The sequence below is a fragment of the Nonomuraea sp. H19 genome (assembly GCF_052068215.1).
Lineage (GTDB): Bacteria > Actinomycetota > Actinomycetes > Streptosporangiales > Streptosporangiaceae > Nonomuraea.
This window is the reverse complement of the sequence record NZ_JBQHCV010000016.1, coordinates 170,704-195,712: the sequence shown is the minus strand read 5'-3', so window position 1 is coordinate 195,712 and position 25,009 is coordinate 170,704. Positions and strand designations below refer to the sequence as shown.

Annotated in this window: 23 protein-coding genes; 6 read left to right on the top strand and 17 right to left on the bottom strand. The window is 69.9% G+C overall.

Features of this window, described 5'->3' with window-relative positions:
- Positions 1-114 precede the first annotated feature (114 nt).
- Both ACTMTI_RS32590 and ACTMTI_RS32585 read left to right on the top strand, forming a co-directional pair.
- Complete coding sequence (locus tag ACTMTI_RS32590) at positions 115-396, top strand: type II toxin-antitoxin system Phd/YefM family antitoxin (RefSeq protein ID WP_441124479.1); 282 nt, start codon at positions 115-117, stop codon at positions 394-396.
- The gene (locus tag ACTMTI_RS32585; RefSeq protein WP_441124478.1) at positions 393-812 is read left to right on the top strand and encodes a type II toxin-antitoxin system VapC family toxin; all 420 of its coding nucleotides are present in this window, start codon (positions 393-395) and stop codon (positions 810-812) included. The genes ACTMTI_RS32590 and ACTMTI_RS32585 overlap by 4 nt, the downstream gene beginning before the upstream one ends.
- On the opposite strand, the gene ACTMTI_RS32580 is transcribed toward ACTMTI_RS32585, so the two are convergent.
- The 10 genes from ACTMTI_RS32580 to ACTMTI_RS32535 all read right to left on the bottom strand — a co-directional run bounded on the left by ACTMTI_RS32580 (position 784) and on the right by ACTMTI_RS32535 (position 10,580).
- Complete coding sequence (locus ACTMTI_RS32580; protein ID WP_441124477.1) at positions 784-1,641, bottom strand: shikimate dehydrogenase; 858 nt, start codon at positions 1,639-1,641, stop codon at positions 784-786. The two genes, ACTMTI_RS32585 and ACTMTI_RS32580, sit on opposite strands and share 29 nt — an antisense overlap.
- 138 nt (positions 1,642-1,779) lie before the next feature.
- On the bottom strand, positions 1,780-2,946 hold the full coding sequence (gene mltG, locus ACTMTI_RS32575) for an endolytic transglycosylase MltG (RefSeq protein ID WP_441124476.1): 1,167 nt from the start codon (positions 2,944-2,946) through the stop codon (positions 1,780-1,782).
- A 211-nt stretch (positions 2,947-3,157) separates the two neighbouring features.
- Entirely contained in the window at positions 3,158-4,456 is a 1,299-nt protein-coding gene (gene mltG / locus ACTMTI_RS32570) for an endolytic transglycosylase MltG (protein ID WP_441124475.1), read from the bottom strand.
- Positions 4,457-4,643: 187 nt separating this feature from the next.
- Positions 4,644-5,123 (bottom strand): Holliday junction resolvase RuvX, encoded by a 480-nt coding sequence (gene ruvX, locus ACTMTI_RS32565; protein ID WP_441124474.1) that lies wholly within the window; start codon positions 5,121-5,123, stop codon positions 4,644-4,646.
- Between the two features lies 1 nt (position 5,124).
- Complete coding sequence (gene alaS, locus ACTMTI_RS32560) at positions 5,125-7,797, bottom strand: alanine--tRNA ligase (RefSeq protein ID WP_441124473.1); 2,673 nt, start codon at positions 7,795-7,797, stop codon at positions 5,125-5,127.
- Positions 7,798-7,818: 21 nt separating this feature from the next.
- Complete coding sequence (locus tag ACTMTI_RS32555) at positions 7,819-8,049, bottom strand: hypothetical protein (protein ID WP_441124472.1); 231 nt, start codon at positions 8,047-8,049, stop codon at positions 7,819-7,821.
- Positions 8,046-8,432: a DUF948 domain-containing protein gene (locus ACTMTI_RS32550; protein WP_441124471.1), complete on the bottom strand. Its 387-nt coding sequence runs from the start codon at positions 8,430-8,432 to the stop codon at positions 8,046-8,048. The genes ACTMTI_RS32555 and ACTMTI_RS32550 overlap by 4 nt, the downstream gene beginning before the upstream one ends.
- A gap of 84 nt (positions 8,433-8,516) precedes the next feature.
- Positions 8,517-8,669 (bottom strand): hypothetical protein, encoded by a 153-nt coding sequence (locus ACTMTI_RS32545; protein ID WP_441124470.1) that lies wholly within the window; start codon positions 8,667-8,669, stop codon positions 8,517-8,519.
- A 117-nt stretch (positions 8,670-8,786) separates the two neighbouring features.
- On the bottom strand, positions 8,787-10,088 hold the full coding sequence (locus ACTMTI_RS32540) for a replication-associated recombination protein A (protein ID WP_441124469.1): 1,302 nt from the start codon (positions 10,086-10,088) through the stop codon (positions 8,787-8,789).
- Between the two features lie 9 nt (positions 10,089-10,097).
- Positions 10,098-10,580, bottom strand: a complete 483-nt coding sequence (locus ACTMTI_RS32535; protein WP_441124468.1) for a DUF2231 domain-containing protein — start codon at positions 10,578-10,580, stop codon at positions 10,098-10,100.
- A 168-nt stretch (positions 10,581-10,748) separates the two neighbouring features.
- On the opposite strand from ACTMTI_RS32535, the gene ACTMTI_RS32530 reads away from it, so the two are divergent.
- Positions 10,749-11,639, top strand: coding sequence for a peptidylprolyl isomerase (locus tag ACTMTI_RS32530; RefSeq protein ID WP_441124467.1), 891 nt, complete (start codon positions 10,749-10,751; stop codon positions 11,637-11,639).
- Positions 11,640-11,751: 112 nt separating this feature from the next.
- Here ACTMTI_RS32530 and aspS read toward each other — a convergent pair whose 3' ends face one another.
- The 3 genes from aspS to ACTMTI_RS32515 are packed head-to-tail and all read right to left on the bottom strand — an operon-like array spanning position 11,752 to position 15,442.
- A complete protein-coding gene (gene aspS, locus ACTMTI_RS32525; RefSeq protein WP_441124466.1) occupies positions 11,752-13,503 on the bottom strand; it encodes an aspartate--tRNA ligase in 1,752 nt (583 codons plus the stop codon).
- A complete protein-coding gene (hisS, locus tag ACTMTI_RS32520; RefSeq protein WP_441124465.1) occupies positions 13,500-14,762 on the bottom strand; it encodes a histidine--tRNA ligase in 1,263 nt (420 codons plus the stop codon). The genes aspS and hisS overlap by 4 nt, the downstream gene beginning before the upstream one ends.
- On the bottom strand, positions 14,762-15,442 hold the full coding sequence (locus ACTMTI_RS32515) for an MBL fold metallo-hydrolase (protein WP_441124464.1): 681 nt from the start codon (positions 15,440-15,442) through the stop codon (positions 14,762-14,764). The genes hisS and ACTMTI_RS32515 overlap by 1 nt, the downstream gene beginning before the upstream one ends.
- 138 nt (positions 15,443-15,580) lie before the next feature.
- Between ACTMTI_RS32515 and ACTMTI_RS32510 the strand changes: the two genes are divergently transcribed.
- The 3 genes from ACTMTI_RS32510 to ACTMTI_RS32500 all read left to right on the top strand — a co-directional run bounded on the left by ACTMTI_RS32510 (position 15,581) and on the right by ACTMTI_RS32500 (position 18,902).
- Positions 15,581-16,450, top strand: coding sequence for a peptidylprolyl isomerase (locus ACTMTI_RS32510; protein ID WP_441124463.1), 870 nt, complete (start codon positions 15,581-15,583; stop codon positions 16,448-16,450).
- 62 nt (positions 16,451-16,512) lie between these two features.
- On the top strand, positions 16,513-17,742 hold the full coding sequence (locus ACTMTI_RS32505; RefSeq protein WP_441124462.1) for a DUF349 domain-containing protein: 1,230 nt from the start codon (positions 16,513-16,515) through the stop codon (positions 17,740-17,742).
- Positions 17,743-17,810: 68 nt separating this feature from the next.
- Positions 17,811-18,902 carry a cupin domain-containing protein gene (locus tag ACTMTI_RS32500; protein WP_441124461.1) on the top strand — a complete coding sequence of 364 codons (1,092 nt, stop codon included), beginning with the start codon at positions 17,811-17,813 and terminating at the stop codon, positions 18,900-18,902.
- Between the two features lie 61 nt (positions 18,903-18,963).
- Here the strand turns inward: ACTMTI_RS32500 and ACTMTI_RS32495 are convergent, their stop codons facing one another.
- From ACTMTI_RS32495 to secD, 4 genes are all read right to left on the bottom strand, one after another.
- Complete coding sequence (locus ACTMTI_RS32495; protein ID WP_441124460.1) at positions 18,964-21,153, bottom strand: RelA/SpoT family protein; 2,190 nt, start codon at positions 21,151-21,153, stop codon at positions 18,964-18,966.
- A gap of 217 nt (positions 21,154-21,370) precedes the next feature.
- Positions 21,371-21,889: an adenine phosphoribosyltransferase gene (locus tag ACTMTI_RS32490; RefSeq protein WP_441124459.1), complete on the bottom strand. Its 519-nt coding sequence runs from the start codon at positions 21,887-21,889 to the stop codon at positions 21,371-21,373.
- 304 nt (positions 21,890-22,193) lie between these two features.
- Positions 22,194-23,195 carry a protein translocase subunit SecF gene (gene secF / locus ACTMTI_RS32485; protein WP_441124458.1) on the bottom strand — a complete coding sequence of 334 codons (1,002 nt, stop codon included), beginning with the start codon at positions 23,193-23,195 and terminating at the stop codon, positions 22,194-22,196.
- A gap of 1 nt (position 23,196) precedes the next feature.
- Positions 23,197-25,002 (bottom strand): protein translocase subunit SecD, encoded by a 1,806-nt coding sequence (gene secD / locus ACTMTI_RS32480; protein ID WP_441124457.1) that lies wholly within the window; start codon positions 25,000-25,002, stop codon positions 23,197-23,199.
- Positions 25,003-25,009 lie beyond the last annotated feature (7 nt).

Sequence of the window (25,009 nt, the reverse complement as noted above, 5' to 3'; positions counted from 1 at the left end):
CGGACCGATCAGAGAGCTACATTACCACAACCACGCGGCCTCCTCGAATCATCCCTCCTGGCCAGGTGTCATGCCGTAGAATTCTGTCCAGAAAAATAGTCAGAATAAGGTCACATGACAATAGAGCAGGTCGAAGCGGCCAGATGGCAACTGCAAGAGGCCAAGCAGCGGTTCAGCGAGGTCGTTCGCAGGGCACACGACGAGGGGCCGCAGATCGTCACCAGGCATGGGCAGGACGTGGCGGTGATCCTCGACATGGAGGAATACCGTCAGCTCAAGGGGAAGCAGCCGGACTTCAAGGAGTTCCTGCTCTCGGGCCCCGACCTGAGCGTGCTCGACCTCGCCCGCGACCAGAGCGCCGAGACGCGGGACATCGACCTCGGGGACGTCGAATGAGCTACATCCTCGACACCAACGTCGTGTCGGAGATGACCAAGCGCACCAGGGACGAGAGCGTGCAGGCGTGGCTCGACACGATCACCGGACCCAGTCTTTACCTGAGCGTCATGGTGTTCGGCGAGATCCGGAAGGGGATCGAGCTCCTGCGCCGCCGGGACCCGTTGCAGGCGGGGGGTTATGAGTCCTGGCTCGACCGTCTTCAGCATGAGTTCAGGACCAGGATGCTGCCGATCACCAGCGTGGTGGCCCAGGAATGGGGACGGATGCAGGCCGTGCGACCGCTCCCGATCGTCGACGGCCTCGTCGCCGCCACCGCCCGCGCGCATGATTGCACCCTCGTGACTCGCAACGTGAAGGACTTCGCCGGGCTCGACGTGAAGACGATCAACCCGTTCGACTGGCCGTCCGCCTGAGGATCTCCGCCTCGCCGGCCGCGCGCATGGCCTCCACAGGCACATCCGACCGGCCTGTCATCAGCTCCACCTGCCGCGCCGCCTGATGCAGCAGCATCGCGAAGCCGGCGACCACGGTGCCGCCCGTGGCCTGCACGGCCGCCGCCGCGCGGGTCGGCCAGGGCGAGTAGACCACGTCGAAGAGCGCGGGCACGTGCGCCAGCCGGTCGGCGAATGCGTCGGCCGCCCCGCTCGGCAGCGTGGACACCACCAGGTCCACCTCGGTGAGCGCGTCGAGCTTGGCGAACGTCTCCACCGTCAGGGCCACGCCCAGCCGCTCGGCCACCTCGGCGGTCTCCCCCGCCCGCGCGGGGTCGCGGACCAGCAGGGTCACCGCGAACAGCCCGAGATTGCGCAGCGCCGCCAGCGTGGAGGCCGCCGTGGCCCCTCCGCCCAGCACGGTGGCCGACCTCGGCGCCGGCACCCCGGCCTCGGCCAGCGCCTGCTCGATGCCGTAGATGTCGGTGTTGTCGCCGTGACGCAGCCCGTCGCGGAAGACCACCGTGTTGGCCCCGCCGACCTCGACGGCCAGCTCCGAGACGGTGTCGAGCAGCGGCAGCACGGCCCGCTTGAGCGGCATGGTCAGCGACAGCCCGGCCCACGCGTCATCGTCGTCGGGCCCCTGCCCGCGCACGGGCACCAGCTCCCCCAGCAGCCCCGGCAGCCGCGCCTCATCGCACTCGAACTGCTCGTAGCTCCACCCGTCGAGGCCCATCGCCTGGTAGGCGGCCCTGTGCAGGTAGGGCGAGAGCGAATGGCCGATGGGCGATCCCATCACCGCAGCCCGCATCCGCACTCCTTTCGAACACGACGACCTTATCGCCAACTCTGTCGGGAACAGCGCTTCCCATCCCTGGAACAGTGAGCGGCCGCCCACCCGGCGCCGGGTGGGCGGCCTTTCCACAGCGGGTCCGGCGAAGGCGGCCGGTCAGCCGCCGCAGCCGCCGTTCTTGGTGCACTCGGCGAGCAGCGCCTGGCGCTCGGCCTCGGTGGTGGCGAACTTGGTGATGCTGCCCTTGGGGTCGGTGGCCACGAAGTACAGCCAGGAGCCCTTCGCCGGGTGGAGCGCCGCCTCGATGGCGTGGTCGCCGGGGTTGGCGATCGGGCCGGGCGGCAGCCCCTCGTACATGTAGGTGTTGTAGCGGGACTTGGTCTGCAGCTCGGCGTGGGTGGCGTAGGTGCGGTACTTGCCGAGCGCGTACATCACCGTGCTGTCCATCTCCAGCTTCATTTGCGGCTCGCGCTCGAGCCGGTTGTAGATGACGCGGGCGATCTTCGGCATGTCCTCGGCCCGGCCGGCCTCGGCCTGAATGATGCTGGCGATGATGACGATCTCGTGCGGCGTGTGGCCGAGCGCCTTGGCGCCGCCTTCGAGGTCCGCCGTGTCGGCCGACTTCTTGAACCGGCCCACCATCGCCGCGAGCATCTGCGTCGGGGTGGTCTTGGGCTGGAACTCGTACGTGGCGGGGAAGGCGTACCCTTCGAGCCTGCCCTTGGCGTAGGACGGCAGGTCCAGCGCGTCGAGGTTCTTGGACGCGGCGGTGAACTCCTTGACGGGCTTGCCGGTCTCCTTGGCGAGCGTGGTCAAGGTATCCGACAGGCGCTTGCCCTCCGGGATCGTCACCTTGGCGAGCAGCCGGTTCGCCGGGACAAGCATCGAGACGGCCATGGCCGCCGACATCTGCTTGCGCAGCTTGTACGAGCCCGGCTGCAGCTTGTCGCTCATGTTCGCGTTGCCGATCGCGTTGGTGAACGCCCTGGCGCTGGCCACGACCCCCTGCCGCTCCAGCTCCTGTGCCACCTCCGACGCGCTCTGGCCATCCTTGATCTCGATGACGACCTCGCCGCTGCCCTGACCGGTGTAGTCGTCGGGCACGAGCGCGTCGCTGAGCCAGAGGTAGCCGTAGTAGCCGCCACCACCGATGATGCCCGCCAGCACGACGAAGGCGAGCAGCGGGGCGATGAATCGGCCCCGGTTGGGGCGCTTGCGCCGCCTGCGGCTGGCGCCGCGTCTGCCGGATCCACGAGAGCGGCGCGCGGGCTGACCTTCGTCGTCCTCGGCGCCGAGCAGCGTGTTCAGATCGAGATCGTTCATAGGTTCGCTGGCCAATCTCCCGGTACAGCCGGTCGGGAGTCAAGCGGAACTGCCCAACCGGCTGGGGTCACCGAGCGGAACGGGGGAATCCGCCGGACATGCTCCCATGACCGGCGGTGATCACTCTGAGTAGCCATGCTAAGGGACGGAAAGAGGACGCATGCCCCGTTTTGGGACTTCTGTACGGGAGCTGGGGGTATCCCGTCGAACATCAGTTCGCCCCGAGGTTCTTGTTCAACTCTTCCCGGTATCTCACGAACTCGCTCTCTTTGTCGGTGAATTTGGTGATTCTATGCGCCGGATCCGTCGTTACAAACCAGCGCCAATCGCCCTTTGCCGGGTTCAGGGCCGCTATCAGGGCCTTCTCCCCCGGATTGGCGATGGGTCCCGGCGGGAGTCCCTTGTGGCGGTAGGTGTTGTAGGGAGAGTCGACCTTGGTGTCCCGCTCGGTCACTCTCAGGGTTCGCCGGTTCTGCGCGTACAGGACGGTGCTGTCGATCTCCAGCTTGGTGCCCCGCTCGAGGCGGTTGTAGATCACTCTGGCGATCTTCGGGTAGTCCTCGTCGGTCCCGCCCTCGGCCTGAATCAGGCTGGCCACCGTAACGGCATCCAGCGGCGTCAGCTGTACGCGGGCCGCACCCGTCTCCAGGCCCACCTTCCTGGCCGCGGCGCCGAAGCGTTCGACCATCGCCGCCAGCACGTCCACGGCCGTGTCGCCGGGCTCGATCTCGTAGGTGGCGGGGAACAGGAACCCTTCGAGCCCGCGGGCGTACTTGGGCAGGCCGAGCAGGCCCTTGTCGACGTTCTGCAGCTCCTTGAGCGGCAACCCGGCCCGTTGCGCCAGGCGGGCCAGCACCTCGTTCACCCGCAGCCCCTCGGGCACGGTGACCTTGCGCACCACCCTGGAGGCGGGGCTGAGCAGCAGGTCGAGCGCCGCGCTCGCGGCCATGCCCTTGCGCAGGCGGTAGTGGCCGGGGCGCAGCCGGTCGGCCACCGCGCGGTCCTCGGTCGCCCGGATGAACGACTGCGTGCTCGCCACGACGCCGGCCTCGGCCAGCGCGGACCCGATGGCCTCCGCGCTGGACCCCGGCGAGATCCGCACGGTCACCGAGCCGCTGCCGGCGCCTTCGAAGTCGTCGGGGCTGAGGTACGGCTTGAGCATCACGAACGCCCCCGCCCCCAGCGCCGCCACCGAGGCCACGAGTGCGGCGGAGATCAGGCCGGCCTTGCGGATGGCCCGCCGGCGCTGCGCGGTCAGCGGGGCGACGTCCGCCTTCGCAGCCCTCTCGGCCTTCTCGGCCTCCTCCGGCTCGCGCCCGGGCTGCCGGTCGCCGCCCTGAGACGCCGAGCCAAGCCGCCCGTCGCCGCCCTGCGGCTCGGGGTCGAGCCGCCGGTCGCCGCTCTGAGGCTCGAGCTCCTCGGATTCGGAGTCGCCGGCCTGGAACGGGATCATGTCGCCGGCGTCGTCTTCCGGCGTGCCGTTCGGCGGCTCGGTCGGTGCGCCGGTCATGCGACCACCCCGCCGACCACCGGCCGTACCGTCCTGCGGCCCGCTGCCATGTCCACACCGGTGACGCGCCGGCCCCGGTACGCCACCACGCTCCTGCGCCGAGCGGAAGGAGGCGACACCACCGCACGAACGTGCCTCATGGGCCGACGCGGATCCGGCGGGTCGCCGTACCCCGTGGACCGCCCGTTCATGAGGCAGGTCCGTCGGCCGCTGAGGGCGGTGCGACGGGCCTGCCTGGTGGTCTCTCGGTGGCACGCTCGGAGTCGAGCGCGTCCTGCAGCAGCACGACGGCCGCCGCCTGGTCGACGACCCCGCGCTGCTTCTTGGCCTTCACGCCGCTGGCCCGCAGCCCCTGCTGGGCGGCGACCGTGGTCAGCCGCTCGTCGAACAGCCGCACGGGCGTCGGCGCGAGCCGTGCCGCGAGGCGGGAGGCGAACTCGCGCGCCAGCCCGGCCGCCTGCCCTTCGCGCCCCGACAGCGAGGTGGGCAACCCCACCACGACCTCGATCGCCTCGTGCTCGGCGACGATCGCGGCGATGCGGTCGAGGTCGCCCTTGCCCCGCCTGACGGTCTCGACCGGCGTGGCCAGCAGCCCCGATGGGTCGCTGCGGGCCACGCCGACGCGTACGGAACCGACGTCCACGCCGATCCGTGAACCGAACCTCATGTCAGCCGAGCTGCCCAGTGATGGCCTGCTCAACCAGGCGCAACGCGTCGTCGATCGCCTCCGGCCGCGTGCCGCCGCCTTGCGCGACATCGTCCTTGCCGCCACCGCCACCCCCAAGAGCCTTGGCGGCGACGCCGACCAGCTGTCCGGCCTTGAGCCCCCGCTCGCGCCCCGCCTCGTTGACCGTGGCAACCACCACGGGCCGGTCGGAGGGGGCACCGGCGATCACGACGACCGCCGGCCGGTCGGCCGGGAACCTGCCACGCACATCAAGCGCGAGCTTACGCAGGTCATCCGCGCCGGTGCCATCAGGCGCGCGGTGTGTCACGACGGAGACGCCCTGCAGGTCACGAGCCTGGGAGACCAGATCGCCGGCCACCTGGAGCACCTGGGCGGAGCGGAGCCTCTCCAGTTCCTTCTCCGCCGTGCGCAGCCGGGTGACGATGCCGTCGATGCGCTCGGGCAGCTCCTCACGGCGCGCCTTGAGCTGCTCGGTGAGCTGGGCGACCAGCACGCTCTCGCGGGCCAGGAAGCGGAAGGCGTCGATGCCGACCAGGGCCTCGACGCGGCGCACGCCCGCGCCGACCGACTGCTCGCCCAGCACCTTGACCAGGCCGAGCTGGCCGGAGCTGTGCACGTGGGTGCCACCGCACAGCTCGCGCGAGTAGTCACCGATCTCGACCACGCGGACCTCGTCGCCGTATTTCTCGCCGAACATCGCCAGCGCGCCCATCGCCCTGGCCTCGGCCTGCGTGGTGTAGAAGGCGTTGACCTTGAGGTCGTTGACCAGCACGGCGTTGACCTCGTCCTCGACGTCGCGCAGCATGCTCGCCGGGACCGCGCCGGCCGCGGTGAAGTCGAAGCGGAAGCGGCCGGGCGAGTTTTCCGAGCCGGCCTGGGCGGCCGTCTCGCCGAGCGCGTTCTTGAAGCCGCGGTGGACGAGGTGGGTGGCGCTGTGGCTACGCGAGATCGCGCGGCGGCGCTCGAGGTCGATCTCCGCCTGCGCCTCGTCGCCGACCTTCAGCTCGCCGCTGCGGATCTTGCCGCGGTGCACGATGAGCCCCTTGATCGGGGACTGCACGTCGACGATCTCGACCTCGGCACCGCTGGTGCGGATCACGCCCTGGTCGGCGAGCTGGCCGCCGCCCTCGGCGTAGAACGGGGTGCGCCCGAGCACGACCTCCACCGTCGTGCCCGCGCCCGCCGCGGGCACGGAGACGCCGTCGAGGAGGATGCCGACCACGCTGGTGTCGGCCTCGGTCTGGTCGTAGCCGAGGAACTCGACCTTGCCCGCCGCCTCCAGCAGCTGGCCGAAGACGGAGATGTCGGCGTTGCCGGTCTTCTTCGCCGCGGCGTCGGCCTTGGCGAGCTGCCGCTGCTCCTTCATGAGGCGGCGGAAGCCCTCCTCGTCGACCTTGAGCCCCTGCTCGGCCGCCATCTCCAGGGTCAGGTCGATCGGGAAGCCGTAGGTGTCGTGCAGCTTGAACGCCTGATCGCCCGACAGCGTGGTGCCGGACTTGCGCTTGGTCTCCTCGACGGCCACGTCGAAGATCGCCGTGCCGGTCCGCAGCGTGCCCAGGAACGACGCCTCCTCGGCGTCGATGACCCCGTGGATCTGCGGCGCGTCCACCTTGAGCTCGGGGTATTGCTCCCCCATGACGTTGATCGCGACGTCGGTCAGCTCGTGCATGTAGCGATCGTCGCCGGAGCCGAGCAGGCGCAGGTTGCGGATGCTCCTGCGCAAGATGCGGCGCAGGACGTAGCCGCGGCCCTCGTTGCTGGGCAGCACGCCGTCGGCGACGAGCATGGTGCCGGTGCGCACGTGGTCGGCGATCACCCGCAGGCTGACGTCGGCGCGGTGGTCGCGGCCGTAGCGGGTCTTGGTGAGCTCGGCCGCCCGGTCGAGGATCTTGTAGGTGGTGTCGATCTCGTAGATGTTGTCGACGCCCTGCAGGATCGCCGCCATGCGCTCCAGGCCCATGCCGGTGTCGATGTTTCGGGCCGGCAGCTCGCCGGCGACGTCGAAGTCGACCTTGGTGCGGACCGCGCTGAGCTGGTATTGCATGAAGACGAGGTTCCACACCTCGAGGTAGCGGTCCTCGTCTGCGACGGGGCCGCCCTCCTTGCCGTATTCGGCGCCGCGGTCGTAGTAGATCTCCGAGCAGGGGCCGCCGGGACCGGGCACGCCCATGTGCCAGTAGTTGTCCTCCAGGCCGCGCCGCTGGATGCGCTCCTCGGGCAGGCCGACGCGGTTGCGCCAGATGTCGAACGCCTCGTCGTCGTCGAGGTAGACCGTCGCCCACAGCCGGTCCTCGGGGAAGCCGAAGCCGCCGTCGGACTCGGAGCGGGTGAGCAGCTCCCACGCGAACGGGATCGCCTCGGACTTGAAGTAGTCGCCGATGGAGAAGTTGCCCAGCATCTGGAAGAACGTCGCGTGCCGGGTCGTCTTGCCGACCTCTTCGATGTCGGGGGTGCGCACGCACTTCTGCGCGGTGGTCAGCCGGGGCGCCGGAGGCGTGCGCTGCCCCAGGAAGTACGGCTTGAACGGCGCCATACCGGCATTAACCAGGAGAAGCGTAGGGTCCTCAGCGATCAGGCTGGCCGAGGGCACGACCTTGTGCCCACGCTCCTCGAAGAAGCGCAGGAAGCGGCGGGCGATCTCTGCCGACTCCATGTTGGCCATCCTTTGCGTTAGTCAGTTGTTGTCTTCAACGTTGTCGAGCCCGAAGCGCGCCCGCAACTCGGTTTCCCGCTCGGCGGCCTCGCCGAGCGCGTCAGAGGTAAAGTCTCTCACCCGCTGGAGCATGCCCGCTGCGCCGGCGGCGGTCCTGCGGGCGACGTGGTCGGGGTGGAGCGCCTGCAGTCTGCGCATCACCCAGAAGGCGAGAAACGCGCCGAGCGACAGGTAGAACAGCCTTCTGATCATCGCGTCCGCCCCGGCCTGGGCTGACGCCTGGGCGGCCGGCGGGCCTCGATGGCGCGCCGCACGCCGTGGCCGAGCGACGACACCTTGATCAGCGGCCCGGTGAAGATGGTCTGCGTGACCGCGCTGAGCTTGGCCGCGTGGCCGCTGACCTGCTTGACGTCCTTGGCGATGGCCTCGACGGCGATCAGCTGCCGGTTGGTCTCGTTGACCGTGACACTCACGTCGTCGAGCAGCGGCGCCAGGCGGTTGTTGAGGTCGGAGACCGCCTTGGTGGTCTCCGTGAGCAGCCGGGCGAGCTTGACGAGCACCATGGCGAGAACGCAGACCAGGACTATCCAGCCCGTGGCGGCGATCAGCCCGGCGACCTCTCCGGCGGTAAGCATCCGCTCATCTCCCTCATACGCTGGGCCGGAACGGCAAGACCCTATCGCGTTCGAGCGACAACGTTGGCGAGGACGCCGAGCGGGTCAGGCCACCGCGTCGGCCGGCGCCGCTTCCTCGATTGCCCGCACGAGGCCGCGCGCGCCGCCGGGATCATCGGCGCGACCAGCGCAGGGGCCCATACGCCGGCCGAGAAGTTCCCTCCCGGCAGCGCCGAATGCCGGCAGTTCGCCGGTCACCCATCGCGATCATCGCCTGCGTGGGGCGCGGCACCGGCGGACAGGCTCCCCTTCGCCACTTCTCCCCGAGGACGGCGACCAGCAGCCGTGAGGCGGTGGTGGAGGGCCGGAGAAGGGTCAGGAGCCGCGCAGGAAGTCGCGGATCTTGGCCCAGCGGTCGGCGATCGGGGCCTCGGCGCCGTGCCGGGTGGGCTCGTAGTAGCGGCGGTCGCGGACCTGCTCCGGCGCGTAGTCCTGGCGCACCAGCCCATGGTCGAAGTCGTGCGGGTATTTGTAGCCGTCGCCGTGCCCGAGCTTGGCCGCCCCCGGGTAGTGGGCGTCGCGCAGGTGGCCGGGCACCTGGCCGATCAGCCCGCGCCGCACGTCGCCGATCGCGGCCCCGATGGCCTTGACGACGGCGTTGGACTTGGGCGCCAGCGCGCAGTGGATGACCGCGTGCGCCAGGTTGATCTGCCCCTCGGGCAACCCGATGAGCTGCACGGCCTGGGCGGCGGCGACCGCCGTCTGCAGGCAGGCCGGGTCGGCCATGCCGACGTCCTCGGAGGCGAAGATGACGATGCGGCGGGCGATGAAGCGCGGGTCCTCGCCGGCTTCGATCATGCGGGCCAGGTAGTGGAGCGCGGCGTCGGCGTCGGATCCGCGCATCGACTTGATGAACGCGCTGATCACGTCGTAGTGCTGGTCGCCCTGCCGGTCGTAGCGCACGGCGGCCTTGTCGACGGCCTTCTCCACGACCTCGACGGTGACGTCGTCGGACAGCAGCGCGGCCGCCTCCAGGTAGGTCAGCGACCTGCGCGCGTCGCCGCCCGCGAGACGTACGAGATGATCCAGCGCCTCCGGGGCGAGCGTCACCCGGCCGTCCAGGCCGCGCGGGTCGGACACGGCGCGCTCCAGCACCGTCCGGATGTCGTCGTCGGACAGGGACTCCAGCGTGAGCAGCAGCGAGCGCGACAGCAGTGGCGAGATGACCGAGAAGAACGGGTTTTCCGTGGTGGCCCCGATGAACGTGACCCAGCGGTTCTCCACGGCGGGCAGCAGGGCGTCCTGCTGAGCCTTGTTGAAGCGGTGCACCTCGTCCACGAACAGCACGGTCTGGCGGCCCGTCATGCCCAGCTCGCGCCGGGCGGTGTCGATGGCGGCCCGCACGTCCTTCACCCCCGCGGAGACGGCGGAGACCTCGACGAAGCGGCGCTTGGTGACGTTGGAGACGACGTAAGCGAGCGTGGTCTTGCCGGTGCCCGGCGGCCCCCACAAGAACAGCGACATCGGGGCCTCGCTCTCGACCAGGCGCCGCAGCGGGGTGCCGGATCCGAGCAGGTGCCGCTGGCCGATCACCTCGTCGAGCGTGCGCGGGCGCATGCGTACGGCGAGCGGCTGCGGGGTGGCGTCCTCGGCCGCCGAGTCGAACAAGCTCTCCACAACGCGAGATTACATGGCCCACACGGCTCTCGCTCCGGAGTCGCCGGCGCGGAAGACGTAGTAGCCGGCCACGGCGGCCAGCGCCAGCGTCACCACGGACAGGATCAGCGTGACGGGGCGGCCGAACCTGTCGCCGCCGATCGCGTCACGGGCCGGCCGGGTGGCGTACACGAGCAGCAGGGCGGCCGCGGCGAGCCCGAGCACCGACAGCAGCAGCGGGCTCGCGAAGCTCTGGTGGGTGGAGATGCGGGCGCCGAGCTCGCCGTTGGCCGTGCTGAATTGGGCCGCCTTGAGGCTTTCGCCGCTCTCCTTGGCGGCGAAGACCGCCGCGGGCGCGGCCAGGGAGAGCAGGACGACGGCCCACGCCACGTACGCACGCCAGCGCGCGACCAGGGTGTAGGCGGCCGCCAGGCCGACGAGCAGCGGGGTCAGCACGACCGCGAAGTGGATGATCAGGGGGTGGGCCGGCAAGCCCAGGATCTGGTCGAACATGGGGGGCTCCTTAGTGCTCATTTCAACTACGACTGGCAGCACCATAAGGTTCGCGATCCCACATGTCGCGCCTGCGGCTTTGGTCACTTACGTCCGGCACATATCGGAGACCGGTAGCATTCGCGAAGTTGTTTGGTCATATGTCGGCAAAGATGAAGGAGACAAGCGGTGAGCGGCGACGACGACCGCAAGAACGAGCTGGCGCGGGAGCACAAGGAGCGGCAGGAGAAGCGCGCAGCCGAGCAGACCGCCAAGGGACGGCGGAACACCTTCATCGGCGCGGGCGTGGCCGTGGTAGTGGTCGCGGGCGGCATCTTCGCCGCGACCACCCTGGTCAACAAGGACGGCAGCGAGGCGGCCTCGGCGGCGAGCACCCCTTCGGCGTCCGCCTCCTCCCCGGCGCCGACCACGCTCCCGAGCACCACGCCGCCGAAGAAGCCGGGTGACGTCACGTGCACGTACAAGCGGGATGACTCGGTGCCGAACAAGTTCGTGGGGCTGCCGGGCAAGAAGCCCAACCTGAAGCTCAGCACGATGACCGTCAGCACCAACCACGGCGACATCGTCATCGAGGTCGACGCGAACGCCACCCCGTGCTCGGTCAACTCGATGGCGTTCCTGGCCAAGAAGCGCTTCTACGACAACACCAAGTGCCACCGCCTGGTGACGCCGGAGACGGCCGGCCTGTTCCTGCTGCAGTGCGGCGACCCGCAGGCCAAGGCGGACGGCAAGAACCCGACGGACGGCCAGGGCACCGCCGGCTACGTGTTCGGCGACGAGGCCGCGGGCACCATCCCCTACACCAGGGGCGTGGTGTTCCTGACGCAGCCGGCGGAAGCCGCCGGGCAGAACAGCAGCCAGTTCGCCATCTCGCTGTCGGACGAGAACTCCCAGCTCGACCCGCAGTACTCGGTGCTGGGCATGGTCAAGTCCGGCCTGGAGATCATCGAAAAGGTGGCCAAGGACGGCGTCCTGGTCAACCCGGACGACATCACCGGCGACGGCGGCTCCACCGCGCCGAAGAACCCGATCATCATCAAGAGCGTCACGGTCAAGTAAGCGCCGCTGAAGCGGGAAACGGCAGGCGCCCCGGGCGGGGGTGCCTGCCGTTTTCGCGTGTACGGCCGAGCCCGCCGCTTGCGCCGTACGGCGGCCGCGGCAGGCGGGCCGGCTACGCCTCGCTCTTCGGCTGGGCGTCGACGCCCGCCTCCTTGCGCTGGTCGGCCGTGATCGGCGTGGGCGCGCCCGTGAGCGGGTCGAAGCCGGAGGCCGTCTTCGGGAAGGCGATCACGTCGCGGATCGACTCGCCGCCGGACAGCAGCATGCAGATCCGGTCCCAGCCGTAGGCGATGCCGCCGTGCGGCGGCGGGCCGTACTTGAACGCCTCCAGCAGGAAGCCGAACTTGCTCTCCGCGTCCTCCTTGGAAATGCCGAGCACGTCGAAGACGCGCTGCTGCATCTCGGCCCGGTGGATACGGATCGAGCCGCCGCCGATCTCCATGCCGTTGCAGACCATGTCGTAGGCGTAGGCCAGGGCCTCACCCGGGTGGTCCTGGAAGTTGTCGGCCCACTCCGGCTTGGGGCCGGTGAACGGGTGGTGCACGGCCGTCCAGCCGATCTCGCGGCCCACCTCGTCGTGCACGGGCTCGAACATGGGGGCGTCGACGACCCACAGGAACGACCACGCCGACTCGTCGATCAGGCCGCAGCGGCGGCCGATCTCCAGCCGGGCCGCGCCGAGCAGGTCACGTGCGGCGTGCTTGGGGCCGGCCGCGAAGAACACCGCGTCACCGGGCTCGGCGCCGACCTTGGCCGCCAGCCCGGCGGCCTCCTGCTCGGACAGGTTCTTCGCCACGGGGCCACCGAGCGTGCCGTCCTCCTGCACCAGCACGTAGGCCAGGCCCTTGGCGCCGCGCGAGCGGGCCCACTCCTGCCAGCCGTCGAGCTCCTTGCGGGTCTGCGAGGCCCCGCCGGGCATGACGACCGCGCCCACGTATTCGGCCTGGAAGACGCGGAAGGACGTGCCGGCGAAGTAGTCGGTCATCTCGACCAGCTCCTGGCCGAAGCGCAGGTCCGGCTTGTCGGAGCCGTAGCGGGCCATCGCGTCGGCGTACGTCATGCGCGGCAGCGGCGTCGGCAGCTCGTAGCCGGCGATCTCCCGCCACAGCCTGCCGATCAGCTTCTCGCCGACCTCGATGACGTCTTCCTGGTCCACGAAGGACATCTCGACGTCGATCTGGGTGAACTCCGGCTGCCTGTCGGCCCGCAGGTCCTCGTCGCGGTAGCACTTGGCGAGCTGGTAGTAGCGCTCGAGCCCGGCGACCTGCAGCAGCTGCTTGAACAGCTGGGGCGACTGCGGCAGGGCGTACCAGTTGCCGGGCTGCAGGCGTACGGGCACCAGGAAGTCGCGCGCGCCCTCGGGCGTGGAGCGGGTCAGCGTCGGCGTCTCGACGTAGACGAAGCCGAGCTCGTGCATGACCTCGTTGGCCAGGTAGGTGGCCTTGGAGCGGGTGCGCATCGCGTTGGCCACCTGCTGGCGGCGGATGTCGAGGTAGCGGTATTTGAGCCGCGCCTCCTCCGACACGCCCACGTTGCCCTCGATCGGGAACGGCAGCGGCGCCGACTCGCTCAGCACCTCGACCGTGTCGGCCACGACCTCGATCTTGCCGGTGGGCAGGTCGGGGTTCTCGTTGCCCTCGGGGCGCACCCGGACCTCGCCGACGACCTGCACGCAGTATTCGGCGCGCAGGTCGTGGGCGTGGTCCTCCTCGCGGAAGACCACCTGCGCCGAGCCGGAGGCGTCACGCAGGTCGATGAACACCACGCCGCCGTGGTCTCGGCGGCGGGCCACCCATCCCGCGAGCGTCACCTTCTGCCCGGCGTGCTCCTCGCGGAGCGACCCGGCCGTATGCGTGCGGATCACTGCACTTTCCCCTTCAAAACGTCCACGACCTGGGCCAGCGGCACCTCGGTCTGGTCAGCGGTGGTCAGGTCTTTCACTTGCACGGCCTCGGCCGCCAGGTCACGCTCGCCCAGGATCAGCGCGAAACGGGCGCCGGAACGGTCGGCACCCTTCATCGCCCCCTTGAGCCCCTTGCCGCCAAAGGCCATCTCGGCGCTGACGCCCGCCTCGCGCAGCTCGCCGATGAGCAGGAACATCCGGCGGCGGGCGTCGTCACCCAGCGGGACACCGTACACCTGGACGCGCGGCTGCGCGGCCTCGTCGCCGAGCAGCCCCTCGGCCTCCATGGCCAGGAACGTGCGGTCGACCCCGAGCGCCCAGCCGACGCTGGGCAGCGGCGGGCCGTCGAGCATCTCACTGAGCCCGTCGTAGCGGCCGCCGCCGCCGACGGCCGACTGCGAGCCGAGACCGTCGTGCACGAACTCGAACGTGGTGCGGGTGTAGTAGTCGAGCCCGCGCACCAGCCGCGGGTCGTCCTCGAACGCCACCCCGGCCGCGCTCAGCAGGGCGCGGACCTCCTCGTGGTAGGCCTTGCAGGCCGCGCACAGGTGATCGACGACCAGCGGCGCGCCGGCGACCTGGGCCTGCACCTCGGGCCGTTTGTCGTCGAGCACCCGCAGCGGGTTGATCTCGACCCGGGCCCGGGTGTCGTCGTCGAGGGTGAGGCCGCGCAGGAACTCCTGCAGCGCGGCCCGGTAGGCCGGGCGGCAGGCCTTGTCGCCGAGCGAGTTGAGCAGCAGCCTGACGCCCTTGAGGCCGAGCGAGGCGAAGCCGCGGGCGGCGAGCACGATCAGCTCGGCGTCGAGCGCCGGGTCCTCCGAGCCGAGCGCCTCGGCCCCGACCTGCCAGAAGTGGCGGTAGCGGCCCTTCTGGGCGCGCTCATAGCGGAACTGGCTCCCGGAATACCACAACTTGACCGGGAGCTGGCCGTTGTGCAGGTTGTGCTGCAGCACGGCGCGCACGACCGAGGCGGTGCCCTCGGGGCGCAGCGTCAGGGAGCGGCCGGCCTTGTCGGGAAAGGTGTACATCTCCTTGGAGACGATGTCGGTCGACTCGCCTACGCCCCTGGCGAACAACTGCGTGTCTTCGAAGACCGGCGTCTCGATGTAGCCGTAGCCCGCCAGGCGCAGGGGCGCGGCGAGCGCCTCGCGTACGGCCAGAATCCGCTCGGAGCGGGGCGGCAGCCAGTCGAAGGTGCCTTTAGGTGCTTGGAAGCTCATCAAATCCCTCGCGTGGGACCGGCGTGCGGCGCTGCTTCCTTCAGGTATGGGTTGGTAGCGCGCTCGTGGCCGATCGTGGTCTGTGGTCCGTGGCCCGGCAGGACGACCGTATCGTCAGGCAGCGGCAGACACTTGGTAGCCAGGCTGCGCAGGATCGTCGGGTAGTCGCCCCCGGGAAGGTCGGTGCGTCCGATGGAGCCGGCGAACAGCAGGTCGCCCGCGAACATGATGTCGTCGTCAGGCAGCCGGAAGCTCACCGACCCCCTGGTATGGCCGGGCGTGTGGTCGACCACGAGCTCCAGGCCCGCGAGCTCCAGCAGGGCCCCGTCGGTCAGCTCCCGCACGTCGTCGGGCTCGCTCAGGGTGAGGCCGCCGAACAGCGAGGCGCTCGTGTCCGACCAGCCGGCGGCCGGGTCGCTCAGCAGGTGGCGGTCCTCGGGGTGGATCCACGCGGGGACGTCGCGCGCGCCGCAGACCGGGGCGACCGACCAGACGTGGTCGAGGTGACCGTGGGTGAGCACGACCGCGACCGGCTTGAGCCGGTGCTCGCGCAGCAGCTCCTCGACGCCGTCGGTCGCGTCCTGACCTGGATCGACGATCACGCACTCCGCACCGGCGGCGGGCGCGACGACGTAACAATTGGTCTGGAAGGCCCCTGCTGGGAAGCCGGCGATGAGCATCTGCCTCAGGTGATCTCGTCGAAAAGCCAATGGGAATGTAACCGAAGGGTACCGGTGCGGGTCGCCGGGCTGCGAATCATTACCCGTTGGCCGATACGATTCGCCCACCTCAGTTGATTGACTATGGGAGGCAAAGCGGTGGCCACGGGGAAGGACCGGCAGAAGCAGCTGGCACGTGAGCACTACGAGCGGCAGATGCAGCGCCGTCTCGAGCGCGAGCAGAAGGCCAAGCGCACGGCGATCATCGGCTCGACCGTGGGCGTGGTGATCGTGGTCGGCGGAATCGTGGCCGCGGTCGCGTTCCTGGGCGGCGGCGACACGGGGACGGACGCGGCGGCCTCGCCCTCGACGCCCCCGGCCGACACCGCCTCGGCGGCTCCGAGCACGGGGCCCAAGCCGTACGACGCGGCGACCGGCACCTGCGACTACGTCGCCGACACCTCCGGGGGTCAGGTCAAGGACGTCGGCATGCCGCCGACGAAGGTCAAGACCACGCCCGCCACGAAGACGATGACGTTCAAGACGAATGTGGGCGACATCGTGGTCGAACTCGACAACGCCAAGGCGCCGTGCACGACCAACTCACTGGAGTTCCTGGCGAAGAAGAAGTACTACGACGGCAGCAAGTGCCACCGGCTGGGCAGCGCCAAGTTCCCGATGCTGCAGTGCGGCGACCCGACGGCCAAGGCCGACGGCAAGAGCCAGGACGGCGCCGGCGGCCCCGGCTACGTGATGGCCGAGGAGAACCTCCAGGGCGCCCAGTACAAGCGCGGCGTGATGGCGATGGCCAAAACGCAGGCGCCGGGCAGCACGGGAAGCCAGTTCTTCCTCGTTTTCGGCGACATCGGTCTCACGCCGGATTACACGCCAGTGGGTACGATCACCAAGGGGCTTGACATCCTGGACAAGGTGAACAAAGCCGGCGTCATCGCCGACATGGGAGATGGGACCGGAGCACCTAAGCAAACCGTCGAAATCAAAGACGTGACAATCGCCGGCAAGAGCTGACGTAATACAAACTAGGGACGAAGTAGTCCCGAAGGGTCTGATGGATAGTGCGGGAGGACACGGTGAGCACCGACCCGTGGGGCCGGGTAGACGACGACGGCACCGTCTACGTGCGTACGGCTGAGGGAGAGCGGGCCGTCGGCTCCTGGCAGGCCGGTGAACCCGAAGAGGCACTGGCCTACTTCCATCGCAAGTACGACGAGCTGGCGGGCCAGGTTCAGCTGCTCGAGCAGCGGGTCCGGGGCACCGACCTGGCTCCGGCGCAGGCCGAGGCGAGCATCGTCAAGCTGCGCGAGGCCGTCGCCGACGCCCACGCGATCGGCGACCTGGCTGCCCTGACCAGCCGGCTCGACGGCCTGACGGAGCTGGTCGCCCAGCGCCGCGAGGAGGTCAAGGCGGCTCGCGAGCACGCTCGGGCCGAGGCCAGGACGGTCAAGGAACGCATCGTCGCCGAGGCGGAGCGCATCGCGGAGGAGACCACCCACTGGAAGTCCGGCGGCGAGCGGCTGCGCCAGCTCGTCGAGGAGTGGAAGGCCGCCGACCGCATCGACCGGGTCACCGAGGCCGCGCTGTGGAAGCGGCTGTCGGCCGCCCGTACGGCGTTCGCCAAGCGCCGCAAGCAGTACTTCGCGGGGCTGGACGAGCAGCGTGAGGGCGTGCGCGCGGCCAAGGAGCGCATCGTCGCCGAGGCGGAGGCGATCGCCGACTCGACCGACTGGGGCGCGACCGCGGCCATCTACCGCGACCTCATGCAGCAGTGGAAGAGCGCGGGCCGGGCTTCGCGGGAGGTCGAGGACGAGCTGTGGGCCCGTTTCAAGGGCGCCCAGGACCACTTCTTCCAGGCCCGCTCGGCGGTGTTCGCCGAGCGCGACGCCTCGCTGGCGGCCAACGCGCAGGTCAAGGAGGAGCTGCTGGCGGAGGCGGAGAAGATCCTCCCCGTCACCGACGTCCGTACGGCCAGGGGCGCGCTGCGCCACATCCTGGAGCGGTGGGAGGCCGCGGGGCCGGTGCCGCGTGAGCAGCGCGACCGGCTCGAGGGCGGGCTGCGCAAGGTGGACGAGGCCGTGCGCAAGGCCGAGGACGCCGAGTGGAAGCGCTCCAACCCCGAGGCCAGGGCCCGTGCGCAGAGCGCGGTCGACCAGCTGCGCACCTCGATCGAGCAGCTGGAGAAGCGGCTGGACAAGGCGCAGGCGGCCGGGCGCGCCAAGGACATCAAGGAGACCGAGGAGGCGCTGATCGCCCGCCGCTCCTGGCTTGAGGAGGCCGAGCGGACGCTGGCCGAGTTCAGCTGACGTGCTTTCCCGCCCGATCACGGGGAATCGGGCGGCACGCGGCGGGGGCTGAGATCTAGGCTGGCGGCATGGATCCCGTCAGCGCCGCGCGTGCTCTCGTCGAGGAGTTGTTCCCGGGGGCGCTGTACGCCTTCGTCGGCGGCAGCGTGCTCACCGAGCAGCGCACCGGCACCTCCGATCTCGACGTCGTGGTGGTGCTCGACGGCCTGCCCAGGCCCTACCGGGAGTCGCTGCGGTGGCGCGCGTGGCCCGTCGAGCTGTTCGTGCACAGCGAGACCAGCCTGCACGCCTACCTCGACAAGGATTTCGAGCGGCGGCAGCCGAGTCTGGCGCGCATGTGCGCCGAGGGCGCGGTGCTGGCCGACCGGACGAGCGGGCGGGCCAGTGACCTGCAGAGCGCGCTGGGCGAGCGGCTGGCCGCCGGTCCCGGCGGCTTGACCAGCACGCAGGCGGAGCGGGCCCGCTATGCCCTGTCCGACCTGCTCGACGACCTCTCGGGGGCCACGGATCCGGGCGAGCAGACGTTCATCCGGTGGCAGGTGGTGCAGGAGACGGCCAGGATGGCGCTCGGCCTGGGGCGCCGGTGGCAGGGAAGCGGGAAGTGGCTGCTGCGCGAGCTGCGCGCGCACGACCCGGAGCTGGCCGAGGAGCTGCTGGCCGCGCACGACGACTCGGTGCGGCTGGCCGGGGTGGCCTCGGATGTGCTTGAACGGGCCGGAGGGCGCCTCTGGGAGGGGTACAGGGCCGAGGGCGACCCCTTTCACCGGCCGCTGCGTCACATCGCCTCTGGAGGGCTCTCGGGCGAGACGGCTCAGAGCGCCGGGATGCGCCGGCTGGCCGCGATCAGCGGCGCCACGGCCGGCTCGGAGCGCCTGTGGCTGGGCCAGACCCACGTCGCCCCCGCCACCCGCTCGTCCGACCACCACCACGGGGCCTCGGAGACGGCGATCTACGTGGTCAGCGGCACCCCCTCGTTCGTGTTCCTGGAGGGGTCGCGGGAGGTGCGCCTGGACACCAAGCCCGGCGACTACGTCTTCGTGCCGCCGTACGTGCCGCATCGCGAGGAGAATCCGGATCCGTCGCAGGAGGCGGTAGTCGTGATCGCCCGCAGCACCCAGGAGGCCATCGTCGTCAACCTCCCCGACCTCCGCCCCCGCTGACCGCCCCGGCCCACCGCACGGCGCTCCAGCCGGGGCCCCTGGCCGTGCGCAAGGCGCGCGGTCAGCTGCCCGCGCCGCTGACGCGGTAGACGTCGAACACGCCCTGGATGCTGCGCACCGCCTTGAGCACATGCCCCAGGTGCTTCGGATCCCCCATCTCGAACGTGAACTTGCTGATCGCCACCCGGTCGCGCGACGTCGTGACGGACGCGCTCAGGATGTTGACGTGCTGGTCGGACAGCGTGCGGGTGACGTCGGAGAGCAGGCGCGGCCGATCCAGCGCCTCCACCTGGATGGCCACCAGGAACACGCTGTCGTCGCTCGGCGACCAGCTGACCTCCACGAGCCGGTCCGGCTGCGCCTTGAGCTGCTGGATGTTGGTGCAGTCGTTCCGGTGCACCGACACGCCGTGCCCGCGGGTGACGAATCCGACGATCTCGTCGCCGGGCACCGGGGTGCAGCACTTGGACAGGCGTACCCACACGTCGGCGTCGCCCGCCACGACCACGCCCGCGCCGCCCCCGCGGGGACGGCCGCGCAGCCGGGTGGGCAGCGCGGTCTCGGCGATGTCCTCCTCGGCGCTGTCGACGCCGCCGATCGAGGCCACCAGCTTCTGCACGACGGCCTGGGCCGCGATGTGCCCCTCCCCCACGGCCGCGTACAGCGCGGACACGTCGGGGTAGCGCAGGTCGCGGGCCAGCGCCAGCAGCGCCTCGGTGGACATCAGCCGCTGCAGCGGCAGCCCCTGCTTGCGCATGGCGCGGCCGATGGCCTCCTTGCCCGCCTCGATCGCGGTCTCGCGGCGCTCCTTGGAGAACCACTGCCGGATCTTGTTGCGGGCGCGGCCCGACTTGACGAACTTCAGCCAGTCGCGCGAGGGCCCGGCGTCGGGCGACTTGGAGGTGAAGATCTCCACGGTGTCGCCGTTGCCGAGGCGGGACTCCAGCGGCACCAGCCGCCCGTTGACGCGGGCGCCGATGCAGCGGTGACCCACCTCGGTGTGCACGGCGTAGGCGAAGTCGACCGGCGTGGACCCCTCGGGCAGGGCGATGACCTGGCCCTTCGGGGTGAACACGTAGACCTCGGACACCGACAGGTCGAACCGCAGCGACTCCAGGAACTCGCCCGGGTCGGAGGTCTCCTTCTGCCAGTCGAGGAGCTGGCGCAGCCAGGCCATGTCGCTGCCCGGCTTGACCTTGCCGGTGGGGCCCGGGGCGCCGACCTCCTCCTTGTATTTCCAGTGCGCGGCCACGCCGTATTCGGCCCTGTGGTGCATCGCGTGGGTGCGGATCTGCAGCTCCACCGGCTTGCCCTCGGGACCGATCACCGTCGTGTGCAGCGATTGGTACATGTTGAACTTGGGCATCGCGATGTAGTCCTTGAACCGCCCGGGCACCGGATTCCATCGGGCGTGGATGGTGCCGAGCGCCGCGTAGCAGTCACGGACGCTGTCGACCAGCACGCGGATGCCCACCAGGTCGTAGATGTCGTCGAACGCCACGTCGCGGGCGATCATCTTCTGGTAGACCGAGTAGTAGTGCTTGGGCCGGCCCTTGACCACCGCGCGGATCTTCGCCTCGCGCAGGTCGCCGGAGACCTTCTCGATGACCTCCTGCAGGAACAGGTCCCTGCGCGGGGCCCGCTCCGACACCATGCGCGCGATCTCGTCGTAGCGCTTGGGGTAGAGCATGGCGAAGGCGAGGTCCTCCAGCTCCCACTTGATCGTGTTCATGCCCAGGCGGTGGGCCAGCGGGGCGAAGATCTCCAGGGTCTCGCGGGACTTCTGGTGGCGCTTGTGCTCAGGCAGGTAGCGCATGGTGCGCATGTTGTGCAGCCGGTCGGCCAGCTTGATGATCAGCACGCGGATGTCGCGCGACATGGCGACGACCATCTTGCGTACGGTCTCGGCCTGCGCCGCGTCGCCGAACTTGACCTTGTCCAGCTTGGTCACGCCATCGACCAGGGACGCGATGGTGTCGCCGAAGTCGCCGCGCAGCTCGTCGAGGCCGTAGGCGGTGTCCTCGACCGTGTCGTGCAGCAGCGCCGCGCACAGCGTCTCGTCGTCGGTGCCGAGCTCGGCCAGGATGGTCGCCACGGCGAGCGGGTGCGTGATGTACGGGTCGCCGGACTTCCGCTTCTGGTCGCGGTGGTGGTAGGCGGCCACGTCGTAGGCGCGCTCGATCACGCGCAGATCCGCCTTGGGATGGGTGGCGCGGACCGTGCGGAACAGCGGCTCCAGCACCGGGTTCATGGCCCCACCCCCAAACCGCCGTCGACGCACCGCAGGAACGCCGGACGGCTCGGCGTTGCCAGAGTCAGTTACGTCGGGCACGACCACATCACGGGGCACACAAACTCCTCCCGCAGCGGCTCCTCACGCAAAGGCTCCTCACGCATGGCTCCTCACGTTCGGGTCCAGATCCCCCAGTGTATCCAGGCGGCGAACCTGGGCCGTCGCGGGCCGGACCTCAGACGATCACGAGGGAGTGCAGCTCCACTCCCGGAAGCCGGTCACGTCCCTTGAGAAAGCCCAGCTCCATGAGCACCGCGATGCCGATGACCTGGGCGCCGGCCCGCTCCACCAGGTCCACCGCCGCCCTCGCCGTGCCGCCCGTGGCCAGCACGTCGTCGACGATGAGGACCCGGTCACCCGGCGTGAAGGCGTCCCGGTGGACCTCGATGGTCGCGGAGCCGTACTCCAGATCGTAGGACTCTTCCAGGGTTTCGGCGGGCAGTTTCCCCTTTTTGCGTACGGGCACGAATCCGGCCCCCGCCCGGTACGCCACCGGCGCCGCGAGGATGAACCCGCGCGCCTCGATCCCCACGATCTTGTCCACCTGGTGGAGCCCGGCCAGTTCGTCGATCACGGCCGCCATCGCGACCGGGTCGGCGAGGAGCGGCGTGATGTCCTTGAACAGGACCCCCGGCTTGGGGTAGTCGGGGACGTCCCTGATCCGGTCCAGGATCATCGTGCTCAGCTCGCTCATGGCGGTTCCCTCGTCTCTCTTCACCGTCCGTGTGCCGGGCTCCATGATGGTGCATTCCAGCCCGCCTCAGGACCATTCCCGCCCCTCCGGGAAAGCCCCAGCGGCGGCCTTTCCCCCGAAGCCCCGCGCTCGGTCATCCTCCCCGCCTGCGCGCCGCCCAGACCGCCCGTATGCGCCTCGCCGGGGAAGTCGGACGCATGACCCCAGGGCCGTCTCCCGGGGGCGGAGGCGCCCGTGTGGGACCAGAACGCGACGACGCCCCCACCCGTTGCCGGGCGGGGGCGTCGTCGCGCGAGGCTGTTGCCTATCCCTTGGCTACGGCCGCGCTTTTGGAACCCTTCGCGCCCTTGCCCCCGCTCGTGGAGGCGAGCCTCTTGGCGATGGCCTGGTACTTCGGCTCCCGCTCCTTGAGCGTCACCAGCAGCGGCGTGGCCACGCACAGCGAGGAGTACGTACCGACGATCATGCCGACGAACAGGGCCAGCGACAGGTCCTTCAGCGTGCCCGCGCCGAGCAGCGTGGTGCCGATGAACAGGATCGCCGCCACCGGCAGGATCGCCACCAGGGACGTGTTGAGCGAGCGGATCAGCGTGTGGTTGAGCGCGTTGTTGGCCGCCATCGAGTATGTCTGCTTGGACGTGTGCCCCAGCTTGGCCGTGACCTCCTTGATCATGTCGAACACCACGACCGCGTCGTAGAGCGAGTAACCGAGGATGGTCAGGAAGCCCAGCAGCGTCGCCGGCGTGACCTCGAAGCCCGACCAGGCGTAGATGCCGGCCGTGATGACGAGGTCGTGGACGAGCGCGACGATGGCCGCCAAGGCCATCTTCGGCTCGAACGCCATCGACAGGTACAAGATGATCGCCAGCATGAACACGCCCAGGCCGATCCAGGCCTTCTGGGAGACCTCACCGCCCCAGGACGCGCCGATCGACTGGATGCTGACCTCGCTGATGGGCACGTTGAAGTCCTTGGAGACCGCGGACTGCACGTTGTTCATGGCGCTTTCCGAGAGGGTCTCGGTGGTGACCCGCCAGCCGTCACCGGACGTGCCCATGGCCTGCACGATCGGCTGGTGGACGCCCTCTTCCGAGAACGTCTCGCGGACCTGCTCGATGGTGGCGCTGGGCGCCTTGAACGTGAAGACGGATCCGCCCGTGAACTCCACGCCCAGGTTGAGCCCGTTGAAGAGCAGCCCGGCCAGTGAGATGGCCAGCAGGAAGCCGGACAGGCTGTACCAGAGTCTCCATTTGCCGACGAAGTCGACGTCGATTTCGCCGCGGTAGAGGCGTCGCGCCAGTCCCATCTCAGGCCTCCTGCGGAGTGGTCGTGCGGCCGGTCGTGCTGCCGACTTCGCTCATGCGCTCGGAGTCGAGACCGGACAGCGGATGCCCCTTGGCGAAGAACTTGAGCTTCGCCAGCAGGGCGATGAACGGCTTCGTGAACAGGAACACCACCACGATGTCGATCAGCGTGGTCAGGCCCATCGCGAACGCGAACCCGGCCACACCGCCCACCGCCAGGAAGTAGAGCACGATCGCGGCGATGAACATGACGGCGTCGGCGATCAGGATGGTGCGCCGGGCACGGACCCAGGCCACCTCGACGGCCGCGCGCAGCGTCCGCCGGCCCTCCTTCATCTCATCGCGTATGCGTTCGAAGTACACGATGAAGGAGTCGGCGGTGATGCCGATCGAGACCACGAGGCCGATGATGTGCGGCAGGGACAGCCGGAAGTTGGCGTTGTGGCCGAGCACGACCACCGCTGTGTAGGTGATGATCGTGGCGACGACGAGGCTCAGCACCGCCACGATGCCCAGGCCCCGGTAGTAGAACATGCAGTAGACGACCACGAGCACCAGGCCGATGAGGCCGGCGATCAGGCCACCTTCCAGCTGGTCCTGGCCCAGCGTCGAGGAGACGGTGTCGATCGAGCTGCGCTGGAACTTCAGCGGCAGCGCGCCGTACTTCAGCTGGTCGGCCAGGTTGGTGGCGCTGATCTGATCGAAACCGCCGGTGATCTCGGCCCGGCCGCCGGGGATCGGGCTGATGATGTTGGGGGCGGTGATGACGACGCCGTCGAGGACGACCGCGACCTTGTTGCGCGGCTCCTGCGAGTTGTAGGCCGTGGTGGTGAGCTTGCTCCACTCGGCCGCGCCCTTGCTCTTGAAGTCGAGCTGGACGACCCACTCGACGGTGCCCTGCTGGACACCCGCGGAGGCCGTGTCGATGTCGGTGCCGACGACCTTGGCGACGTCGAGGACGTACTTGTAGCTGCCGTCGGTCTCACAGGCGGCGTACTGCTTCGCGGGGTCGTCCTGAACGCCCTGACCGCGGTTCTTGGGGTTGGCGCAGTCGAGAGCCTGGAACTGCTTCAGCACCGCCGGGTCGATGCCCTCGGTGTTGACGCCCGCGTTGGGGTCCTGGGCGGGCGGCGTGCTGGCCTGGCCCGTCGCGGTCGGGGCCGGGGTCGGGGTGGCCTTGGCGTTCTGGCCCTTCTTGGCGTCCTGCTGCCGGGCGCTCTGCGTGGCCGAGGGCGCCGGCGAGGCGGCGGGCGTCGCCGCGGTCAACGCCGACGACAGGGCCTTGCCCGTCGGAGACGCGCTGGGCTGCGGCGCCCCCGCCGACTGGGACGCCGACGGCTTGGCGGGCGGCGAGGCCGAGCCCGTCGCCGAGGCCGAAGGTGCGGCGCTCGGCGTGGGGGCGTTGGTGGCCAGCTCCTGCGGAACCTGCGTGGCCTGCATGGCTAGCACCTGGCGGAAGCGCAGCTCCGCAGTGGTGGCGACCAGCTTGATGGCCTCGCTCTGCCCGACGCCCGGGATGGAGATGATGATGTTGTCGCCGGACTTGGCGACCTCCGCGTCGGAGATTCCGGTGCCGTTGACCCGGTCGCGGATGATGTTGACCGCGCGGTCCAGGATCTCCTCAGGAGGAGAGGCGCCGTTCTGCGTCACGGGAGACAAAGTCACCGTCGTGCCGCCGGCGAGGTCGAGTCCCAGCTTGGGCGTGAACGCCTTCTGCAGGAGCATCGTCCCGCCCAGGGCGAGGATGAGCGCCAGCAGCACCAGGAGCGTGCGCCCCGGTCGGCTGTGGCGGCTGGTCGGTCGGGCCACTGGTCGT

Bases quoted from the DNA above. Each gene is read 5' to 3' on its own strand.
- ACTMTI_RS32490 (WP_441124459.1), bottom strand. From the start codon at position 21,889: ATGAGCGAGCTGAGCACGATGATCCTGGACCGGATCAGGGACGTCCCC.
- ACTMTI_RS32515 (WP_441124464.1), bottom strand. From the start codon at position 15,442: ATGCTCATCGCCGGCTTCCCAGCAGGGGCCTTCCAGACCAATTGTTAC.
- ruvX (WP_441124474.1), bottom strand. From the start codon at position 5,123: ATGAGGTTCGGTTCACGGATCGGCGTGGACGTCGGTTCCGTACGCGTC.
- alaS (WP_441124473.1), bottom strand. From the start codon at position 7,797: ATGGAGTCGGCAGAGATCGCCCGCCGCTTCCTGCGCTTCTTCGAGGAG.
- ACTMTI_RS32500 (WP_441124461.1), top strand. From the start codon at position 17,811: ATGGATCCCGTCAGCGCCGCGCGTGCTCTCGTCGAGGAGTTGTTCCCG.
- ACTMTI_RS32495 (WP_441124460.1), bottom strand. From the start codon at position 21,153: ATGAACCCGGTGCTGGAGCCGCTGTTCCGCACGGTCCGCGCCACCCAT.
- ACTMTI_RS32580 (WP_441124477.1), bottom strand. From the start codon at position 1,641: ATGCGGGCTGCGGTGATGGGATCGCCCATCGGCCATTCGCTCTCGCCC.
- ACTMTI_RS32535 (WP_441124468.1), bottom strand. From the start codon at position 10,580: ATGTTCGACCAGATCCTGGGCTTGCCGGCCCACCCCCTGATCATCCAC.
- mltG (WP_441124475.1), bottom strand. From the start codon at position 4,456: ATGACCGGCGCACCGACCGAGCCGCCGAACGGCACGCCGGAAGACGAC.
- mltG (WP_441124476.1), bottom strand. From the start codon at position 2,946: ATGAACGATCTCGATCTGAACACGCTGCTCGGCGCCGAGGACGACGAA.
- ACTMTI_RS32550 (WP_441124471.1), bottom strand. From the start codon at position 8,432: ATGCTTACCGCCGGAGAGGTCGCCGGGCTGATCGCCGCCACGGGCTGG.
- secF (WP_441124458.1), bottom strand. From the start codon at position 23,195: ATGGGACTGGCGCGACGCCTCTACCGCGGCGAAATCGACGTCGACTTC.
- ACTMTI_RS32555 (WP_441124472.1), bottom strand. From the start codon at position 8,049: ATGATCAGAAGGCTGTTCTACCTGTCGCTCGGCGCGTTTCTCGCCTTC.
- hisS (WP_441124465.1), bottom strand. From the start codon at position 14,762: ATGAGCTTCCAAGCACCTAAAGGCACCTTCGACTGGCTGCCGCCCCGC.
- ACTMTI_RS32585 (WP_441124478.1), top strand. From the start codon at position 393: ATGAGCTACATCCTCGACACCAACGTCGTGTCGGAGATGACCAAGCGC.
- ACTMTI_RS32590 (WP_441124479.1), top strand. From the start codon at position 115: ATGACAATAGAGCAGGTCGAAGCGGCCAGATGGCAACTGCAAGAGGCC.